Here is a 16,963-nt window from a genome sequence, read left to right on the forward strand (position 1 = left end):
GCGCCACGGGGTGAAATATATTTCCCGGCGCTTTATAGTGGCCGACCTCCGTTTCATCAAGTAGCCGAGCCCCATGTCCGAGCCACGCAAGATCCTCGTCACCAGCGCCCTGCCCTATGCCAATGGTTCCATCCATCTTGGCCATATGCTTGAGTACATCCAGACCGATATGTGGGTGCGCTTCCAGAAGCATCGCGGCAATCAATGCATTTATGTCTGCGCGGACGACGCCCACGGTTCGGCCATCATGTTGCGCGCCGAAAAGGAAGGCATCACACCGGAACAACTGATCGCCAACGTGCAGGCTGAACACAGCGCCGACTTTGCCGAGTTCCTGGTGGATTTCGACAACTTCCACTCGACCCACTCCGAAGAAAACCGCGAGCTGTCGAGCCAGATCTACCTGCGTTTGAAAGAAGCCGGGCATATCGACCAGCGGTCGGTGACTCAGTATTTCGACCCGGAAAAGAAAATGTTCCTGGCCGACCGCTTCATCAAGGGCACTTGCCCGAAATGCGGCACCGAAGACCAGTACGGCGACAACTGCGAGAAATGCGGTGCTACCTACGCACCCACTGAACTGAAGAACCCGAAGTCGGCGATTTCCGGTGCCACCCCGGTGCTCAAGGATTCCCAGCACTTCTTCTTCAAGCTCCCGGACTTCCAGGCCATGCTGCAAGCCTGGACTCGCAGCGGCACCTTGCAGGACGCTGTAGCCAACAAACTCGCCGAATGGCTCGACAGCGGCCTGCAGCAGTGGGACATCTCCCGCGATGCGCCGTACTTCGGCTTCGAGATCCCGGGCGAGCCGGGCAAGTACTTCTACGTGTGGCTGGACGCGCCGATCGGCTACATGGCCAGCTTCAAGAACCTGTGTGACCGCACGCCGGAGCTGGACTTCGACGCGTTCTGGAACAAGGACTCCACCGCCGAGCTGTACCACTTCATCGGCAAGGACATCGTCAACTTCCACGCCCTGTTCTGGCCGGCGATGCTCGAAGGTTCGGGCTACCGCAAACCGACCGGTATTGCCGTGCACGGCTACCTGACCGTCAACGGCCAGAAGATGTCCAAGTCCCGTGGCACCTTTATCAAGGCGCGCACCTACCTGGATCACCTGTCGCCGGAATACCTGCGCTATTACTACGCTTCCAAGCTGGGCCGTGGCGTGGATGACCTCGACCTGAACCTGGAAGACTTCGTACAGAAGGTCAACTCGGACCTGGTCGGTAAAGTGGTCAACATTGCCAGCCGCTGCGCCGGCTTCATCCACAAGGGCAACGCCGGTGTGCTGGTGGCCGAGAACGCCGCACCGGAACTGACCGACGCCTTCCTGGCCGCCGCGCCGAGCATCGCCGACGCCTATGAAGCCCGTGACTTTGCCCGCGCCATGCGCGAGATCATGGGCCTGGCCGACCGTGCCAATGCCTGGATCGCCGACAAGGCACCGTGGTCGCTGAGCAAGCAGGAAGGCAAGCAGGCGGAAGTCCAGGCGATCTGCGCCACGGGCGTCAACCTGTTCCGCCAGTTGGTGATCTTCCTCAAGCCAGTTCTGCCGTTGCTGGCCGCCGATGCCGAGGCGTTCCTGAACGTCGCGCCGCTGACCTGGAACGACCACGCCACATTGCTCGCCAACCATCAATTGAATGAGTTCAAGCCGCTGATGACCCGTATCGATCCGGTCAAGGTCCAGGCCATGACTGACGCTTCGAAGGAAGACCTGGTCGCCAGCCAGACCGACACCGGTGAATCCGCGCCGGCCGGCAATGGTGAACTGGCCAAGGACCCGATTTCCCCGGAAATCGAGTTCGACGCCTTTGCTGCCGTGGATCTGCGCGTGGCGCTGATCGTCAAGGCCGAGGCCGTGGAAGGTGCCGACAAGCTGTTGCGCCTGACGCTGGACCTGGGAGGCGAGCAACGCAACGTGTTCTCCGGGATCAAGAGTGCCTACCCGGACCCGTCCAAGCTTGATGGTCGCTTGACCATGATGATCGCCAACCTCAAGCCTCGGAAGATGAAGTTCGGCATCTCCGAAGGCATGGTGATGGCCGCCGGCCCAGGCGGCGAAGAAATCTACCTGTTGAGCCCTGACAGCGGTGCCAAGCCGGGCCAACGCATCAAGTAAGCCCATGGGCCTACGATGAGCGAAACAGGTCTACTGTAGGAGCCCGGCTTGCCGGCGATGGCGTTCTCAAGGACGCCATCGCAAGCAGGCCGGGCTCTTACACATCCACTACCCGCCCGTTCGCTTGACCGGCATGCCAATGATCACCCCATGAACCTGATTCAACGTATCGACGCGCTGCTGCCACAGACCCAATGCGGCAAGTGCGGGCACCCGGGCTGCAAGCCTTACGCCGAGGGCATCGCGCTTGGCGAGGCAATCAACAAGTGCCCGCCCGGGGGGCTGGAAACCATCACCGGCCTGGCGCAGTTGCTCCAGGTGCCAGTGCTGGAACTGGACACCCGCCGTGGCGAGGCGCCTGCGCAGGTTGCCTATATCCGTGAAGCCGAGTGCATCGGCTGCACCAAATGCATCCAGGCCTGCCCGGTGGACGCGATTGTCGGTGCGGCCAAGCTGATGCATACCGTTATCGCCGATGAATGCACCGGTTGCGACCTGTGCGTCGCGCCCTGCCCCGTCGATTGCATTGAGATGCGCCCTGCGACCCACGTGTTGCCGATCGTAGGCGGCCTGGCAACCCACGCTCACGAGCTGCATGAGCGCAGCCTCAAGCGCGATCGCGCCAGACGGCGCTATGAACAACGCGCTGCACGGTTGCAGCGGGAAGAAGCACATAGGCTCGCCGAACGCCTGGCTCGGGCCAAGCGCCCAGCAACGGCTGCCCCCATGCAGGCTGATACGACTCAGGCCGCCCAGGATGCAGCGGTCAAGAAGGCCAAAATCGCGGTTGCAATGAGTCGCGCCCAGTTGCACAAATCGCTGAAGGCATTCGGTCACCCTCCGACATTCGAACAGCAGTCGCAGTTGATCGTGCTCCAACAGCAGTTCGAAGCGGCTGAACGGGCACTCGCGGCATTGGAGGTCAGTACCCCGACACCGTTGCCCACACAGAAGGACCCGGCGCTCAAACGCGCAAAAATCCAGCTGGCCATGCGCCGGGCCGAACTGAAAAAAGCCCAGGATTTGAACGCTGACGAGCAACAGTTGGCAACCTTGAGTGCTGCCCTGTCCAGTGCGGAGCAAGCGCTGCATGATGCCGAAGCGGAAAGCGACCAACCCAGGCCCGATCTGCAGCGTGTGGAAAAACGTCCTATCGACGCTCAGTTGCGCCAGCTGAAAACGGCCCTGGCTTATGCACGGGCTGAAGTCAGCAAGCTGCAACGCCAACCAGGGATCAGCGCGCAGGCACTGGAGGCCGCGCAACAGAAGCTCGAAGAAGCGCAGTTGCGGGTGGACACCCACACAACCGCCTGACCCGCGACAGGCACAGCAGGAGGCGCCGGCGATGGTTTATCCTGCAAGACCTGCATTCCCATTAAAAAATTACGCTGCCCCCTGCAAGGAATCGCCCACCCGATGAACGCCGCAAAACGCCTGGAAATATTCCGCCGGCTTCATGAAGACAATCCTGAGCCCAAGACCGAACTGGCCTACTCAACGCCCTTCGAATTGCTGATTGCGGTGATCCTGTCAGCCCAATCCACGGACGTTGGTGTCAACAAGGCCACCGCCAAACTGTATCCAGTGGCCAATACGCCAGAGGCGATCTACGCCCTGGGTGTGGAAGGGTTATCGGAATACATCAAGACCATCGGTCTGTACAACAGCAAGGCCAAGAACGTCATCGAGACCTGTCGCCTGCTGGTGGAGCTCCATGGAGGCGAAGTGCCACAGACTCGCGACGCACTGGAGGCGCTGCCCGGAGTCGGTCGAAAAACGGCCAACGTTGTACTGAACACTGCATTTCGGCAACTGACCATGGCAGTGGATACCCATATATTCCGTGTCAGCAACCGCACCGGCATTGCCCGCGGCAAGAATGTGGTAGAAGTCGAAAAACAGTTGATGAAGTTCGTGCCCAAGCCGTACCTGCTCGATTCACATCACTGGCTGATCCTGCACGGGCGCTATGTTTGCCAGGCGCGCAAGCCGCGTTGCGGCAGCTGTCGCATTGAAGACTTGTGTGAATACAAGGAGAAAACGTCCGACGATTGAGTGATCATTGTTTTTTTCGATGAATCGATTGAAAAAATCTTTTTTACCCATTCATGGATTATCGTTATAAGGAGCGCCAACGGCAGTCTTAGCCTGGAGTTAACCTTATGAGCACTGGCAAAGAACAACTCGATGTAGAAGACGACCTCGTTGCGGAGTCGGACGATGATGGGGAAGCACCTGTTGTAGAGGTGGCCAAGACCAATTTGAGCAAACGCCGCACCATCGACAATCTTCTGGAAGAGCGACGCTTGCAAAAACAACTGGCCGACTACGACTTCGACCTCTGATCAATCCGTTGACGACCGGAAGCCTCCCTGACGGAGGCTTTTTTGTGCCGGCTAAGCTGGATACCAACGCTGTATCGCTTCTCCTCTAGACCAGGCCGTTGCGCTGGGCCAGTTCGATCAAGTCCACCAGGGAACGAGCGTTGAGCTTGAGTAACAGGCGAGTCTTGTAGGTACTGACGGTCTTGTTGCTGAGGAACATGCCGTCGGCAATCTCCTTGTTGGTTTTGCCTCGCGCCAGTTGCTGCAACACCATCATTTCCCGCCCTGAAAGACGCTCGACCATGTCCGCCTCACTGGCGTTGCCAATGGTTGAACGCACCGAGTTCAAGGCCTGGTTGGGGAAGTAGCTGTAGCCGGACAGTACTGCCTTGATAGCACTCAGCAGTTCGGTCAAATCCTGCTGCTTGCACACATAACCTGCCGCGCCTGCCTGCATGCAACGCATCGAAAAATGCCCCGGCGCCTGGGATGTCAGCACCAGCACCTTGAAGGGGGCGGGTTGCTTGGTGGAAGACAGCCGGCAGATAACTTCCAGCCCATCGAGTTTGGGAATTCCGATATCCAGGATGACGATATCCGGCATATGTTCCCGGGCAAGTTGCAGCGCATCGACACCGTTATCCGTCTCTGCAACGACCTCATAACCATGACGCTCCATTAGCATGCGCACAGCAAGTCGAATGACAGGATGATCATCCACGATCAGCACTTTATTCATGAGAAAGTCCAATTTCGCTGTTCGAATTATTTAGAGCAAGCACAATAGCCTAGTCGTTTCCTAGTTGGCATAGTGCTCCCCCCCTAGCAACAACAAGCAGAGACCCAACCCACAACGATAAAGGAAATACCCTACAAAAAAACGTCAACGCGGATGTATCGAGTTTTATGGAGGCTTTCAGACCTTTCCGGGGACTTACATATCTTGAGTGAAATAACCAGGGCCCAAGGGGGGCGCGGTAAATGTTCCGCACATTACTTTCAGGAAATGCCCCTTGCTTGTGGCCTTCCAACAGAGAAGCAGGCTGAAATAATTCGACTGTTTTAGTTCCATTTAACATATTTAATTACACCCTAAATTCCTACAGACTATTCAGCACACAGCGGCTTCGCTGTACTTCATGAGTGAATTTTCTGTAAGACCAGTTCCTATACAGGTGTAAAAAAATCATTCCTATCCAAATAAACCTTACGATCAATCAAGGCTATCTATCGAACATTTTTTCTCCTCCAAAACATCAACACAAATTAAACATATTTAAACGCCAAGAACCCTTTCAAAACGGGCAAAAAAAATGGCCCCTTGAACAAGGGGCCATTTTTTATAACGCGCGGAACACTCAGAACAACGAGCGACCCTTGTTGGCCGCAATGCGCATGCGCAGTGCATTCAACTTGATAAAGCCCGCTGCGTCCGCCTGGTTGTAGGCGCCGCCATCTTCTTCGAAGGTGGCGATGTTGGCGTCGAACAGCGACTCATCGGACTTGCGGCCGGTGACGATCACGTTGCCCTTGTACAGCTTCAGGCGCACAACGCCGTTCACGTGGACCTGGGATGCGTCGATCATCTGTTGCAGCATCAGACGCTCTGGGCTCCACCAGTAGCCGGTGTAGATCAGGCTGGCGTACTTGGGCATCAGTTCGTCTTTGAGGTGAGCCACTTCGCGGTCCAAGGTGATGGACTCAATGGCGCGGTGGGCGCGCAGCATGATGGTGCCGCCTGGGGTTTCGTAGCAGCCACGGGACTTCATGCCCACGTAACGGTTCTCGACGATGTCGAGACGGCCGATGCCGTGTTCGCCGCCGATACGGTTCAGGGTCGCCAGTACGGTGGCCGGAGTCATTTCGACGCCATCCAGCGCGACGATGTCGCCGTTGCGATAGGTCAGTTCCAGGTACTGCGGCTTGTCTGGAGCGTTCTCCGGGGAGACGGTCCAACGCCACATGTCTTCTTCGTGCTCGGTCCAGGTGTCTTCCAGCACGCCGCCTTCATAGGAGATGTGCAGCAGGTTGGCGTCCATCGAGTACGGGGACTTCTTCTTGCCGTGGCGCTCGATCGGGATGGCGTGCTTTTCAGCATAATCCATCAGCTTTTCACGGGACAGCAGGTCCCACTCACGCCATGGAGCAATCACTTTCACGCCTGGCTTGAGGGCGTAGGCGCCCAGTTCGAAACGTACCTGGTCGTTGCCTTTGCCGGTAGCGCCATGGGAAATGGCGTCGGCGCCGGTTTCGTTGGCGATTTCGATCAGGCGCTTGGCGATCAGCGGACGTGCGATGGAAGTACCCAGCAGGTACTCGCCTTCGTAGACGGTGTTGGCGCGAAACATCGGGAAAACGAAATCGCGGACGAACTCTTCGCGCAGGTCGTCAATGTAGATCTCTTTCACGCCCATGGCTTGCGCCTTGGCACGTGCAGGTTCGACCTCTTCGCCCTGACCCAGGTCAGCGGTGAAGGTCACCACTTCACAGTTATAAGTATCCTGCAGCCACTTGAGGATCACCGAAGTGTCCAGGCCTCCGGAATACGCGAGAACGACCTTGTTTACGTCGGCCATGCCATCACTCCACGGGGTTGTACGGAAAGGCGCCGATTCTACCGACCAAAACCGTGGATTTACAGAGGCGCGACAGCAAATGAAGATAAAGCGACAGATTATGTCGAGCGGGCGACCGATGGTCGCACCTTACGACGTGTGCGCCGGGTTGCTCGGGCCGGTGGCCGTGGGCGCCGGTTTCTCGGGGACTGCCACGCGCTCAAGCTGAATGTTGACGCGGCGATTGCGGGCCCGGTTTGCCGCGTTGGTGTTCGGTGCCAACGGGTAGCTTTCGCCATGAAAGCGCAGGGTGATCTGCGATTCCTGGATGCCGTTGGCCTTTAGATAGTCCATCACCGCCAGCCCGCGACGGCGCGAAACGTCGCGATTGGTCAGTCGATTGCCGCTGTTGTCCGAATGACCATTCAACTCAACATGGTTGACCGTGGGGTCGGCTTTCATGAACGCGAGTATCACATCCAGTTTCTTCTTGGCGGCCGCATCCAGCTCGATGCCTCCCCCGGGGAACCCGACTTCGGTCTGCTTGACCTGGTCATAATTCATCGGCAACAGCTTGGTGGTGCACAACTGGTAGTCGTTGTAGGCCTTGCTGAATTTCACCGGTAACAGACGAATTTCAGAATAGCCCCCTTCTCGTCCGTAATGCCGAACGGTGGGGCTGCGACCTTCAAGCAAGCCGGTGAACAATCGCCCGGCCTGGGCCTGGGAGCTGTTGAACAGCACATCGCCACTGCCCGCGCGTACGGCGCCAAGGTTAATATCACCGCGCCCTGGTTGCCACGGTGCAGCAGCGGCCAACAGCGTGGCCGAGCCAGCCCCCAGCGAGCCGTTATAGGCTTTCAGACGAAACGTCGCCTGCTCGCCGGCCCGGCGCACGAACTCACCCGAACCGAAATCCGTGATCGGCTGGGTCAGGCGGCACTCGAACTGGTCGCCTTCCACCTTCCACTCAATGTTCTCCAGACGTGTCTGGAACGTGAGGGCCATCGCAGGCAGGCTGGCGAACACACTGAGCAGGGCTAGATAATGCTGGCGCACGGGAGGCTCCACTGGTTTCTACAACACTTCAAAGCGTCATACATCGATAAGGCATACAAAAGGCTATCGGATGCATCCCGCAAAACTTGATAGCGAGTGCCTGATAGAGTCTTTTCCGGTAGCATTCCCACCAGATTGACCCGCCTGGAATCCCCAATGTCCGACCGCCTGACCCTGCTGCGTCCCGACGACTGGCATATTCATCTTCGCGATGGTGCTGCGTTACCCCACACCGTGGCCGATGTAGCGCGCACGTTTGGCCGCGCCATCATCATGCCTAACCTGGTACCTCCGGTGCGTAACGCCGAGCAAGCCGATGCCTATCGCCAGCGTATCCTCGCTGCACGACCGGCCGGCAGCCGCTTCGAACCGTTGATGGTGCTCTACCTCACCGACCGCACCCAGCCCGAAGAGATTCGTGAAGCCAAGGCCAGTGGTTTCGTGCATGCCGCCAAGCTGTACCCGGCAGGCGCGACCACCAACTCCGACTCCGGCGTAACCAGTATCGACAAGATCCTGCCGGCGATCGAGGCCATGGCCGAAGTGGGCATGCCGCTGTTGATCCACGGTGAAGTCACCCGTGGCGACGTCGACGTGTTCGATCGTGAAAAGATCTTCATCGATGAGCACATGCGCCGTGTGGTCGAGCTGTTCCCGACCCTGAAGGTGGTGTTTGAGCACATCACCACGGCCGATGCCGTGCAGTTCGTCAACGAGGCTTCGGCCAACGTTGGCGCAACCATCACCGCACATCACCTGCTCTATAACCGCAACCACATGCTGGTGGGCGGGATTCGGCCGCACTTCTATTGCCTGCCGATTCTCAAGCGCAACACCCATCAGGTGGCGCTGCTGGATGCCGCGACCAGCGGCAATCCGAAGTTCTTCCTCGGCACCGACTCGGCGCCCCACGCCCAGCACGCCAAGGAGGCCGCGTGCGGTTGTGCAGGTTGCTACACGGCGTTTGCGGCCATCGAGCTGTACGCCGAAGCATTCGAACAACGTAATGCGCTGGACAAACTCGAAGAGTTTGCCAGCCTCAACGGCCCGCGTTTCTACGGCCTGCCGGCGAACACCGACCGCATCACCCTGGTTCGTGAAGACTGGACCGCCCCTGCCAGCCTGCCGTTTGGCGAGCTGACTGTCATCCCGCTGCGCGCCGGTGAAACACTGCGCTGGCGCCTGCTGGAGGAAAGCAAGTGAGTGAAGATCATTACGACGACGAACACGAGCACAGTGGTGGCGGTTCGCGCCACCCGATGGCCGAGCGGTTTCGCGGCTATCTGCCGGTTGTCATCGACGTAGAGACCGGTGGTTTCAACAGCGCAACTGACGCCCTGCTGGAAATCGCTGCGACCACCATCGGCATGGACGAACAGGGCTTTGTGTTCCCGGAACATACCCACTTCTTCCGCGTCGAGCCGTTCGAAGGTGCGAATATCGAGGCCGCCGCCTTGGAGTTCACCGGGATCAAGCTCGATCACCCACTGCGCATGGCCGTGAGCGAAGAAGCGGCGCTGACCGACATCTTCCGTGGCGTGCGCAAGGCGTTGAAGGCCAATGGCTGCAAACGCGCGATCCTGGTGGGTCACAACAGCAGCTTCGACCTGGGCTTCCTGAACGCCGCCGTGGCGCGGTTGGACATGAAGCGCAACCCGTTCCACCCCTTCTCCAGCTTTGACACGGCGACCCTCGCCGGCCTGGCGTATGGCCAGACTGTGTTGGCAAAAGCCTGCCAGGCAGCCGGTATCGACTTTGACGGGCGTGAGGCCCACTCTGCTCGCTACGACACCGAGAAGACGGCGGAGCTGTTCTGCGGCATCGTCAACCGCTGGAAAGACATGGGCGGTTGGGAAGATTTCAACGATTGAAATCGTTTCCCGCGCATAAAAAAACCGGCCTTCTCAGGCCGGTTTTTTTGTACCGTTAACGTGGCTTACAGCTTGCCAGCGTTCTCGGTCAGGTAAGCCGCAACGCCTTCTGGCGAAGCGTTCATGCCTTTGTCGCCTTTTTTCCAGTTGGCTGGGCAGACTTCACCGTGCTCTTCGTGGAATTGCAGGGCGTCAACCAGACGGATCAGCTCTTCCATGTTACGGCCCAGTGGCAGGTCGTTGATGATCTGGGAGCGAACCACGCCTTTGTCGTCGATCAGGAATGCGCCACGGAACGCCACGCCGCCTTCGGATTCAACGTCGTAGGCCTTGGCGATGTCGTGCTTCATGTCGGCAGCCATGGTGTATTTGACTTTGCCGATGCCGCCATCGTTGATGGCAGTGTTGCGCCAGGCGTTGTGGGTGAAATGGGAGTCGATGGAAACGGCGACCACTTCAACGTTGCGCGCCTTGAAATCGTCCATTCGGTGGTCCAGAGCGATCAGCTCCGAAGGGCAGACGAAAGTGAAGTCCAGTGGGTAGAAGAACACCAGGCCGTATTTGCCTTTGATGGCTTCAGACAGTTTGAAGCTGTCTACGATTTCGCCATTGCCGAGGACGGCAGGTACGTCGAAATCCGGGGCTTGTTTGCCGACGAGTACGCTCATTGGGTATCTCCTGATGTGAGGGTGACGATTGAAGTAAAAGGACAGCTTCCCAGTCTGCCGTGTGTAAACGACAACCCTGTGACGCCGTCACGCTTCGTGAAGACCGACCATCATACACTGAAAAAACCGTTCGTCAGCGCACAGGCAGCACCGGTGAATACCCTACGATTCTACTTTGACAATCATTCTCGTTAACATTAAGATCCATCGCACTTAAGCCTTAAACCGCGACGGTTCTCCCTTATGTATGTGTGCCTGTGTACTGGCGTCACCGACGGACAAATCCGCGAAGCAATCTATGAAGGTTGCTGCAGCTACAAGGAAGTGCGTGAAACCACTGGCGTTGCCAGCCAGTGCGGCAAATGTGCTTGCCTTGCCAAGCAAGTGGTACGGGAAACCCTGACGCAGCTGCAAACAGCCCAGGCCGCGATCCCCTATTCAGCAGAATTTACACACGCTTAATTGAGCGTGTTTTAAAGAACCGGACTTAGTGTCCGGTTTTTTTATGCCCGCAATTCAATTAGTTAGCGTCAAGACGCGGAACACAAACATTCTTATTCCGATTAATTTTCATTTATTATTCAATAACTTAGGTTTGACACTAAGGATTTCGCCGCTCAAACTCCGCCTTATACACAGCTATTACAGGGCAGGACCCCAGTCATGAAAGGCGACATCTCAGTCATCCAGCAACTCAACAAAATCCTTGCCAATGAACTGGTCGCGATCAATCAGTACTTTCTGCATGCGCGCATGTATGACGATTGGGGCCTGGAAAAGCTGGGCAAGCGTGAATACAAAGAATCCATCAAGGCCATGAAGGACGCCGACGCGCTGATCAAGCGCATCCTGTTCCTCGAAGGCCTGCCGAACGTGCAAGACCTGGGCAAGCTGAACATCGGCGAGCACACCCAGGAAATGATCAGCAGCGACCTGAAGTTCGAGCACAAGAGCCACAGCGACCTGAAAGCCGCTATTGCTCATTGCGAAACCAAGGGTGATTTCGGCAGCCGCGAACTGCTGGAAGATATCCTGGAAGACCAGGAAGAACACATCGACTGGCTGGAAACCCAGCTGGGCCTGATCGACAAAGTCAGCCTGGAAAACTACCTGCAATCGCAGATGGGCGAATAAGCCCAAACGCTCAGGTATAAAAAAGCCCCGCTCTCTTACGAGAAGCGGGGCTTTTTATTGACCGCGGATTTTGTAGGAGCCCGGCTTGCCGGCGATGGCGGCTTCAAAATCACCGCTTGGCTCAAGGCCCTATCGCCGGCAAGCCGGCTCCTACACAGATTACGCGTCGGTCTTGGCGGCGGCGTTGGCCGCTGCTTCCTTGATCAGCGCTTGCAGCGAGCCATCGGCCGCCATCTCAACGATGATGTCGCTGCCGCCGACCAGCTCACCGGCGACCCACAGTTGTGGGAACGTTGGCCAGTTGGCGTATTTCGGCAGGTTGGCGCGGATTTCAGGGTTCTGCAGGATATCCACGTAAGCGAATTTCTCGCCACACGCCATGATGGCCTGGGAAGCCTTCGCGGAGAAACCGCACTGAGGAGCGTTTGGCGCGCCCTTCATGTAAAGCAGAATGGTGTTGTTGGCAATCTGCTCTTTGATCGTTTCGATGATATCCATGGAACACCTCGGCTGGAACTTTGCGACTCACAGGTCGGCACGGTGGCGCATTGTAACGCAAAATCCCAGCGTGGTGCTCAGGCTCCTTATGCGGCCGCCACCTGCACGGGAACCCCGTTCAGCGCGGCATTTCCGGACAATTCGTCCAATTGCCGCTCGTCGGTCAAGTCATTCGCGCTCGCCCCCGGCTGCCCACTGGCAATCGTCATCTGCACCCCTGGCCGGCCGTGGCCCCAGCCATGGGGTAGACTGACCACGCCGGGCATCATGTCCTGGCTGGCCACCACTTCCACCTCGATCATGCCGATACGCGAACTCACCCGCACACGCTGCCCATCAGCCAACTGCCGGCTCGCCAGGTCGTCGGGGTGCATCAGCAATTGATGGCGCGGCTTGCCCTTCACCAGTCGGTGATAGTTATGCATCCACGAATTATTGCTGCGCACATGACGGCGGCCGATCAGAAGCAGTTCGCCCACCTGGGGCACCGGCTGCGCCGCGAAGCGCGCGAGATCCGCAAGGATTACCGCCGGTGCAGCCTGGATATGGCCATCGGCGGTTTTCAACCGCGCAACGAGATTGGCCTTTAGTGGCCCCAAATCCACGCCATGGGGATGATCCGCCAACCTCGCCACCGACAGCTTGTGCTCGGAAGCATCGCCATAAACCCCAGCACGCAGGCCGAAGTCGATCATCTGGGCCGGCGCCATGGTCGGCTTGAGCGTGGCACCGGTGCGCGCCGCGAACGCCTGGGCCAAGCCGACAAAGATCTCCCAGTCATGCAGCGCACCTTCGGGCTTGGGCAAGATCGCCCGGTTAAAACGCGTGACGTTGCGCACGGCGAACATATTGAAGGTGGTGTCGTAGTGATCGTTTTCCAGCGCCGAGGTGGACGGCAGTATCAGGTCGGCATAACGGGTGGTCTCGTTGATATACAGATCGACGCTGACCATGAACTCCAGGCCGTCCAACGCCTGTTCCAGCTGGCGGCCATTGGGCGTCGACAACACCGGGTTACCGGCCACCGTCACCAGCGCACGGATTTGCCCTTCGCCCTCAGTGAGCATTTCCTCGGCCAGGGCCGACACGGGCAATTCGCCACCGTACTCAGGGCGCCCGGAAACCCGGCTCTGCCAACGATTGAAATGCCCGCCCCCCGTGGACGCGACCAAGTCCACCGCTGGCGTGGTGCACAAGGCGCCGCCCACTCGATCCAGATTTCCAGTCACCAGGTTGATCAATTGCACCAGCCAGTGGCACAACGTGCCGAACGCCTGGGTCGATACCCCCATGCGCCCGTAACACACGGCCTTATCCGCCCCCGCAAAGTCACGCGCCAGCTGGCGGATCTGCTCGGCCGGCACCGCGCATTGGCGGCTCATGGCCTCGGCAGTGAACCCGGCGATCGCCCGGCGCACCTCATCCAGGCCCACAACCGGCAAGTGCGTGGCACGGGTCAAGTTTTCGGCAAACAGCGTATTGAGCACGCCGAACAACAGCGCCGCATCGCCGCCTGGGCGTACGAACAGATGCTGATCAGCCATCGCCGCCGTTTCGCTGCGTCGCGGGTCAACCACCACCACTTTACCGCCCCGGGCCTGGATGGCCTTCAGGCGCTTCTCCACGTCGGGCACGGTCATGATGCTGCCGTTGGACGCCAGCGGGTTGCCGCCCAGGATCAGCATGAAGTCAGTGTGATCAATGTCCGGGATCGGTAGCAGCAAACCGTGCCCGTACATGAGGTAGCTGGTGAGGTGGTGGGGCAACTGGTCCACCGACGTCGCGGAAAAGCGGTTACGCGTCTTGAGCTGGCCCAGGAAATAGTTGCTGTGGGTCATCAGCCCGTAGTTATGCACGCTGGGGTTGCCCTGGTACACCGCCACGGCGTTTTGCCCATGCCGAGCCTGGATGCCTGCCAGCCGTTCGGCGACCAGCGAGAAGGCTTCGTCCCACGGGATCGGTCGCCATTCGCTGCCCTCACGCAGCATAGGCTGGTGCAGGCGGTCGGGGTCGTTCTGGATATCTTGCAGCGCCACAGCCTTGGGGCAGATGTGACCACGGCTGAAGGTGTCCAACGCATCACCCTTGATCGAAGTGATCGCCAGGCTGCCATCGTCGGCCTCGGTGGTTTCCAGGGTCAGGCCGCAAATGGCTTCGCACAGGTGGCAGGCACGGTGGTGGAGAGTCTTGGTCATGGCCAGTCTCTTTATCAGGGCTTTGATTGCACTATGGGCCGCGACAGCAGCAGGCACCAGTATCGTTCGCCCCGTGAATCCAAGCCCATCAGGCCAAACCATGGGCAAGCGTGAGCAAATGTTTCAGAACCCGGCGCACAGCCCCTGAAACCGACACGGCCTGGTCTGGGCCCGCCCCCACACATTGCAAAAGGTCTCGGCGCCAGTGTACAAATGGCCCGCTGCTGTCTGGAAATCGTCTTCAAAAGCGCTCTGGCGCCCTTCTTGAACACCCTTAAAAACCGTAGCCCTATTGGTAAGACGCGACATTTAATTATAAGATCGCGCCTTCCCCTATTTCGTCGCCCCGTGCGGCTTTCGCCGCAGGTCTCGCCCGTTGTCACAATAAACAAGGCTTTGAGTATCTGCGGTCTGTTGCAAAAAGGTAGTTAATGATGAGCGCAAGGCACTTTCTCTCCCTGATGGATTGCACGCCCGAAGAGCTGGTCAGCGTGATCCGTCGAGGCATTGAGCTTAAAGACCTGCGTAACCGCGGCGTACTGTTCGAGCCTTTGAAAAACCGTGTGCTCGGGATGATTTTCGAGAAGTCCTCGACCCGCACCCGCGTGTCGTTCGAAGCCGGCATGATCCAGTTGGGTGGCCAAGCCATCTTCCTGTCCTCGCGCGATACCCAATTGGGCCGTGGCGAACCGGTCGCCGACAGCGCCATCGTCCTGTCGAGCATGCTTGATGCGGTGATGATCCGTACCTTCGCCCACAGCACCGTCACCGAATTTGCCGCCCACTCCCGCGTGCCGGTGATCAACGGCCTGTCCGATGACCTGCACCCGTGCCAGTTGCTGGCCGACATGCAAACCTTCCTTGAACACCGTGGCTCGATCCAGGGCAAGACCGTGGCCTGGATCGGCGACGGCAACAACATGTGCAACAGCTATATAGAAGCGGCGATCCAGTTCGACTTCAAACTGCGTGTCGCCTGCCCGGAAGGTTACGAGCCCGACGCGCGCTTCCTGGCGCAGGCCGGCGACCGCGTGACCCTCGTGCGTGACCCGCGCGACGCCGTGATCGGCGCGCACCTGGTAAGCACCGACGTCTGGACCTCCATGGGCCAGGAAGACGAAACCGCCAAGCGCCTGGCCTTGTTCGCTCCGTATCAGGTCACCCGCGCCCTGCTCGACCTGGCCGCGCCAGACGTGCTGTTCATGCATTGCCTGCCTGCGCACCGTGGCGAAGAAATCAGCCTCGACCTGCTTGACGACTCGCGTTCAGTCGCCTGGGACCAGGCTGAAAACCGCCTGCATGCACAGAAAGCCTTGCTGGAGTTTCTCGTGCCGCCGTCGTACCACCACGCATGAGCCAGCCTTTACTGCTGAACCTGCGCAATCTGGCATGCGGCTATCAAGATCAACGGGTGGTGCAGAACCTCAACCTGCACCTCAACGCTGGCGACATCGGTTGCCTGCTGGGCTCTTCGGGCTGTGGCAAGACCACTACGCTACGGGCGATTGCCGGGTTTGAACCGGTGCACGAAGGGGAAATCAGCCTGGCGGGCGAAGTGATCTCCAGCGCCGGTTTCACCCTGGCACCGGAGAAACGTCGTATCGGCATGGTGTTTCAGGACTACGCGTTGTTTCCTCATCTGAGCGTGGCCGACAACATCGCCTTCGGCATTCGCAAGCACCCGCAAAAAGATCGCGTGGTGGCCGAACTGCTGGAACTGGTGAACCTGAAGAACCTGGGCAAGCGTTTTCCCCACGAGCTTTCCGGTGGTCAGCAACAGCGTGTCGCCCTCGCCCGCGCCCTGGCGCCGGAGCCGGCACTGTTGCTGCTGGACGAACCGTTCTCCAACCTTGATGGCGAACTGCGCCGCAAGCTCAGCCACGAAGTGCGCGACATTCTCAAGGCACGGGGCACCAGTGCGATTCTGGTGACCCATGACCAGGAAGAAGCGTTTGCCGTGAGCGATCAGGTGGGCGTGTTCAAAGAGGGGCGCCTGGAGCAATGGGACACGCCCTACAACCTCTACCACGAACCGCAGACGCCTTACGTTGCCAGCTTTATCGGCCAGGGTTACTTCATTCGTGGCCAATTGAGTTCGCCGGAGTCGGTGAGTACCGAACTGGGTGACCTGCGCGGTAATCGTGCCTACACCTGGCCTACCGGTGGTGCGGTGGATGTGTTGCTGCGCCCGGATGACATCGTCTACGCGCCGGACAGTGCATTGAAAGCACGGATCGTCGGCAAGACATTCCTCGGTGCATCGACCCTGTATCGCCTGCAATTGCCAACGGGCGCGCAATTGGAATCGATCTTCCCAAGCCATGCCGACCATCAGGTCGGGGCTGATGTGGGGATTCGTGTTGCCGCCGAACACCTGGTGTTGTTCCAGGCTTCGGGCAGCACGGCGGCGCAGATTCCGCAGTCCGAATCAGGCGTGCGGCGGTACAGCCCGGCCCACTGACCACACAGGATCAAAAATGTAGGCGCCGGCTTTTGTGGGAGCGGGCTTGCTCGCGAATGCGGTGTATCAGAAA

General features: G+C 58.8%; 15 protein-coding genes and 1 pseudogene. 10 read left to right on the forward strand and 6 right to left on the reverse strand.

Features of this window, described 5'->3' with window-relative positions; all coding sequences use genetic code 11:
- The first annotated feature begins 73 nt into the window (after positions 1–73).
- From metG to M2394_RS05485, 4 genes and pseudogenes are all read left to right on the forward strand, one after another.
- Positions 74–2,125: a methionine--tRNA ligase gene (gene metG / locus M2394_RS05470; RefSeq protein WP_259171846.1), complete on the forward strand. Its 2,052-nt coding sequence runs from the start codon at positions 74–76 to the stop codon at positions 2,123–2,125.
- Positions 2,126–2,287: 162 nt separating this feature from the next.
- Positions 2,288–2,662, forward strand: a pseudogene (rsxB, locus tag M2394_RS30430) (electron transport complex subunit RsxB); the annotation flags it as partial.
- 879 nt (positions 2,663–3,541) lie between these two features.
- Positions 3,542–4,180, forward strand: a complete 639-nt coding sequence (nth, locus tag M2394_RS05480; protein WP_259171848.1) for an endonuclease III — start codon at positions 3,542–3,544, stop codon at positions 4,178–4,180.
- 107 nt (positions 4,181–4,287) lie between these two features.
- Positions 4,288–4,470, forward strand: a complete 183-nt coding sequence (locus tag M2394_RS05485; protein ID WP_178922068.1) for a PA3496 family putative envelope integrity protein — start codon at positions 4,288–4,290, stop codon at positions 4,468–4,470.
- A gap of 85 nt (positions 4,471–4,555) precedes the next feature.
- Here the strand turns inward: M2394_RS05485 and M2394_RS05490 are convergent, their stop codons facing one another.
- The 3 genes from M2394_RS05490 to M2394_RS05500 all read right to left on the reverse strand — a co-directional run bounded on the left by M2394_RS05490 (position 4,556) and on the right by M2394_RS05500 (position 8,063).
- Positions 4,556–5,188: a response regulator transcription factor gene (locus M2394_RS05490; protein ID WP_178922066.1), complete on the reverse strand. Its 633-nt coding sequence runs from the start codon at positions 5,186–5,188 to the stop codon at positions 4,556–4,558.
- A 619-nt stretch (positions 5,189–5,807) separates the two neighbouring features.
- Complete coding sequence (locus M2394_RS05495) at positions 5,808–7,025, reverse strand: argininosuccinate synthase (protein WP_025856870.1); 1,218 nt, start codon at positions 7,023–7,025, stop codon at positions 5,808–5,810.
- Between the two features lie 129 nt (positions 7,026–7,154).
- Positions 7,155–8,063, reverse strand: coding sequence for an OmpA family protein (locus tag M2394_RS05500; protein WP_259171849.1), 909 nt, complete (start codon positions 8,061–8,063; stop codon positions 7,155–7,157).
- 156 nt (positions 8,064–8,219) lie between these two features.
- Here M2394_RS05500 and pyrC point away from each other — a divergent pair, with 156 nt between their 5' ends.
- Entirely contained in the window at positions 8,220–9,266 is a 1,047-nt protein-coding gene (gene pyrC / locus M2394_RS05505; protein WP_259171850.1) for a dihydroorotase, read from the forward strand.
- Positions 9,263–9,934: a ribonuclease T gene (gene rnt / locus M2394_RS05510; protein ID WP_016970751.1), complete on the forward strand. Its 672-nt coding sequence runs from the start codon at positions 9,263–9,265 to the stop codon at positions 9,932–9,934. The genes pyrC and rnt overlap by 4 nt, the downstream gene beginning before the upstream one ends.
- 65 nt (positions 9,935–9,999) lie before the next feature.
- Here rnt and M2394_RS05515 read toward each other — a convergent pair whose 3' ends face one another.
- Complete coding sequence (locus M2394_RS05515) at positions 10,000–10,602, reverse strand: peroxiredoxin (RefSeq protein WP_003172097.1); 603 nt, start codon at positions 10,600–10,602, stop codon at positions 10,000–10,002.
- 243 nt (positions 10,603–10,845) lie between these two features.
- On the opposite strand from M2394_RS05515, the gene M2394_RS05520 reads away from it, so the two are divergent.
- Together M2394_RS05520 and bfr are read left to right on the forward strand one after the other, a co-directional pair.
- Positions 10,846–11,064, forward strand: a complete 219-nt coding sequence (locus M2394_RS05520) for a bacterioferritin-associated ferredoxin (RefSeq protein ID WP_003208706.1) — start codon at positions 10,846–10,848, stop codon at positions 11,062–11,064.
- A gap of 201 nt (positions 11,065–11,265) precedes the next feature.
- The gene (bfr, locus tag M2394_RS05525) at positions 11,266–11,736 is read left to right on the forward strand and encodes a bacterioferritin (protein ID WP_159956755.1); all 471 of its coding nucleotides are present in this window, start codon (positions 11,266–11,268) and stop codon (positions 11,734–11,736) included.
- Between the two features lie 159 nt (positions 11,737–11,895).
- Here bfr and grxD read toward each other — a convergent pair whose 3' ends face one another.
- Complete coding sequence (gene grxD / locus M2394_RS05530; RefSeq protein WP_065906770.1) at positions 11,896–12,234, reverse strand: Grx4 family monothiol glutaredoxin; 339 nt, start codon at positions 12,232–12,234, stop codon at positions 11,896–11,898.
- Between the two features lie 86 nt (positions 12,235–12,320).
- The gene (locus tag M2394_RS05535; RefSeq protein ID WP_259171851.1) at positions 12,321–14,429 is read right to left on the reverse strand and encodes a molybdopterin oxidoreductase family protein; all 2,109 of its coding nucleotides are present in this window, start codon (positions 14,427–14,429) and stop codon (positions 12,321–12,323) included.
- A 434-nt stretch (positions 14,430–14,863) separates the two neighbouring features.
- Here M2394_RS05535 and argF point away from each other — a divergent pair, with 434 nt between their 5' ends.
- Both argF and M2394_RS05545 read left to right on the forward strand, forming a co-directional pair.
- Positions 14,864–15,784 (forward strand): ornithine carbamoyltransferase, encoded by a 921-nt coding sequence (gene argF, locus M2394_RS05540; RefSeq protein WP_259171852.1) that lies wholly within the window; start codon positions 14,864–14,866, stop codon positions 15,782–15,784.
- The gene (locus M2394_RS05545; RefSeq protein WP_178922056.1) at positions 15,781–16,890 is read left to right on the forward strand and encodes an ABC transporter ATP-binding protein; all 1,110 of its coding nucleotides are present in this window, start codon (positions 15,781–15,783) and stop codon (positions 16,888–16,890) included. The genes argF and M2394_RS05545 overlap by 4 nt, the downstream gene beginning before the upstream one ends.
- Positions 16,891–16,963 lie beyond the last annotated feature (73 nt).

Origin of the sequence: Pseudomonas sp. BIGb0164 (assembly GCF_024810135.1) — a bacterium.
Lineage (GTDB): Bacteria > Pseudomonadota > Gammaproteobacteria > Pseudomonadales > Pseudomonadaceae > Aquipseudomonas.

What these genes read in the sequence shown, in the direction of transcription:
- grxD (WP_065906770.1), bottom strand. Translation starts at nt 12,234, where the DNA reads ATGGATATCATCGAAACGATCAAAGAGCAGATTGCCAACAACACCATT.
- pyrC (WP_259171850.1), top strand. Translation starts at nt 8,220, where the DNA reads ATGTCCGACCGCCTGACCCTGCTGCGTCCCGACGACTGGCATATTCAT.
- M2394_RS05520 (WP_003208706.1), top strand. Translation starts at nt 10,846, where the DNA reads ATGTATGTGTGCCTGTGTACTGGCGTCACCGACGGACAAATCCGCGAA.
- argF (WP_259171852.1), top strand. Translation starts at nt 14,864, where the DNA reads ATGAGCGCAAGGCACTTTCTCTCCCTGATGGATTGCACGCCCGAAGAG.
- M2394_RS05515 (WP_003172097.1), bottom strand. Translation starts at nt 10,602, where the DNA reads ATGAGCGTACTCGTCGGCAAACAAGCCCCGGATTTCGACGTACCTGCC.
- M2394_RS05485 (WP_178922068.1), top strand. Translation starts at nt 4,288, where the DNA reads ATGAGCACTGGCAAAGAACAACTCGATGTAGAAGACGACCTCGTTGCG.
- M2394_RS05545 (WP_178922056.1), top strand. Translation starts at nt 15,781, where the DNA reads ATGAGCCAGCCTTTACTGCTGAACCTGCGCAATCTGGCATGCGGCTAT.
- bfr (WP_159956755.1), top strand. Translation starts at nt 11,266, where the DNA reads ATGAAAGGCGACATCTCAGTCATCCAGCAACTCAACAAAATCCTTGCC.
- nth (WP_259171848.1), top strand. Translation starts at nt 3,542, where the DNA reads ATGAACGCCGCAAAACGCCTGGAAATATTCCGCCGGCTTCATGAAGAC.
- M2394_RS05490 (WP_178922066.1), bottom strand. Translation starts at nt 5,188, where the DNA reads ATGAATAAAGTGCTGATCGTGGATGATCATCCTGTCATTCGACTTGCT.
- M2394_RS05495 (WP_025856870.1), bottom strand. Translation starts at nt 7,025, where the DNA reads ATGGCCGACGTAAACAAGGTCGTTCTCGCGTATTCCGGAGGCCTGGAC.
- M2394_RS05535 (WP_259171851.1), bottom strand. Translation starts at nt 14,429, where the DNA reads ATGACCAAGACTCTCCACCACCGTGCCTGCCACCTGTGCGAAGCCATT.
- metG (WP_259171846.1), top strand. Translation starts at nt 74, where the DNA reads ATGTCCGAGCCACGCAAGATCCTCGTCACCAGCGCCCTGCCCTATGCC.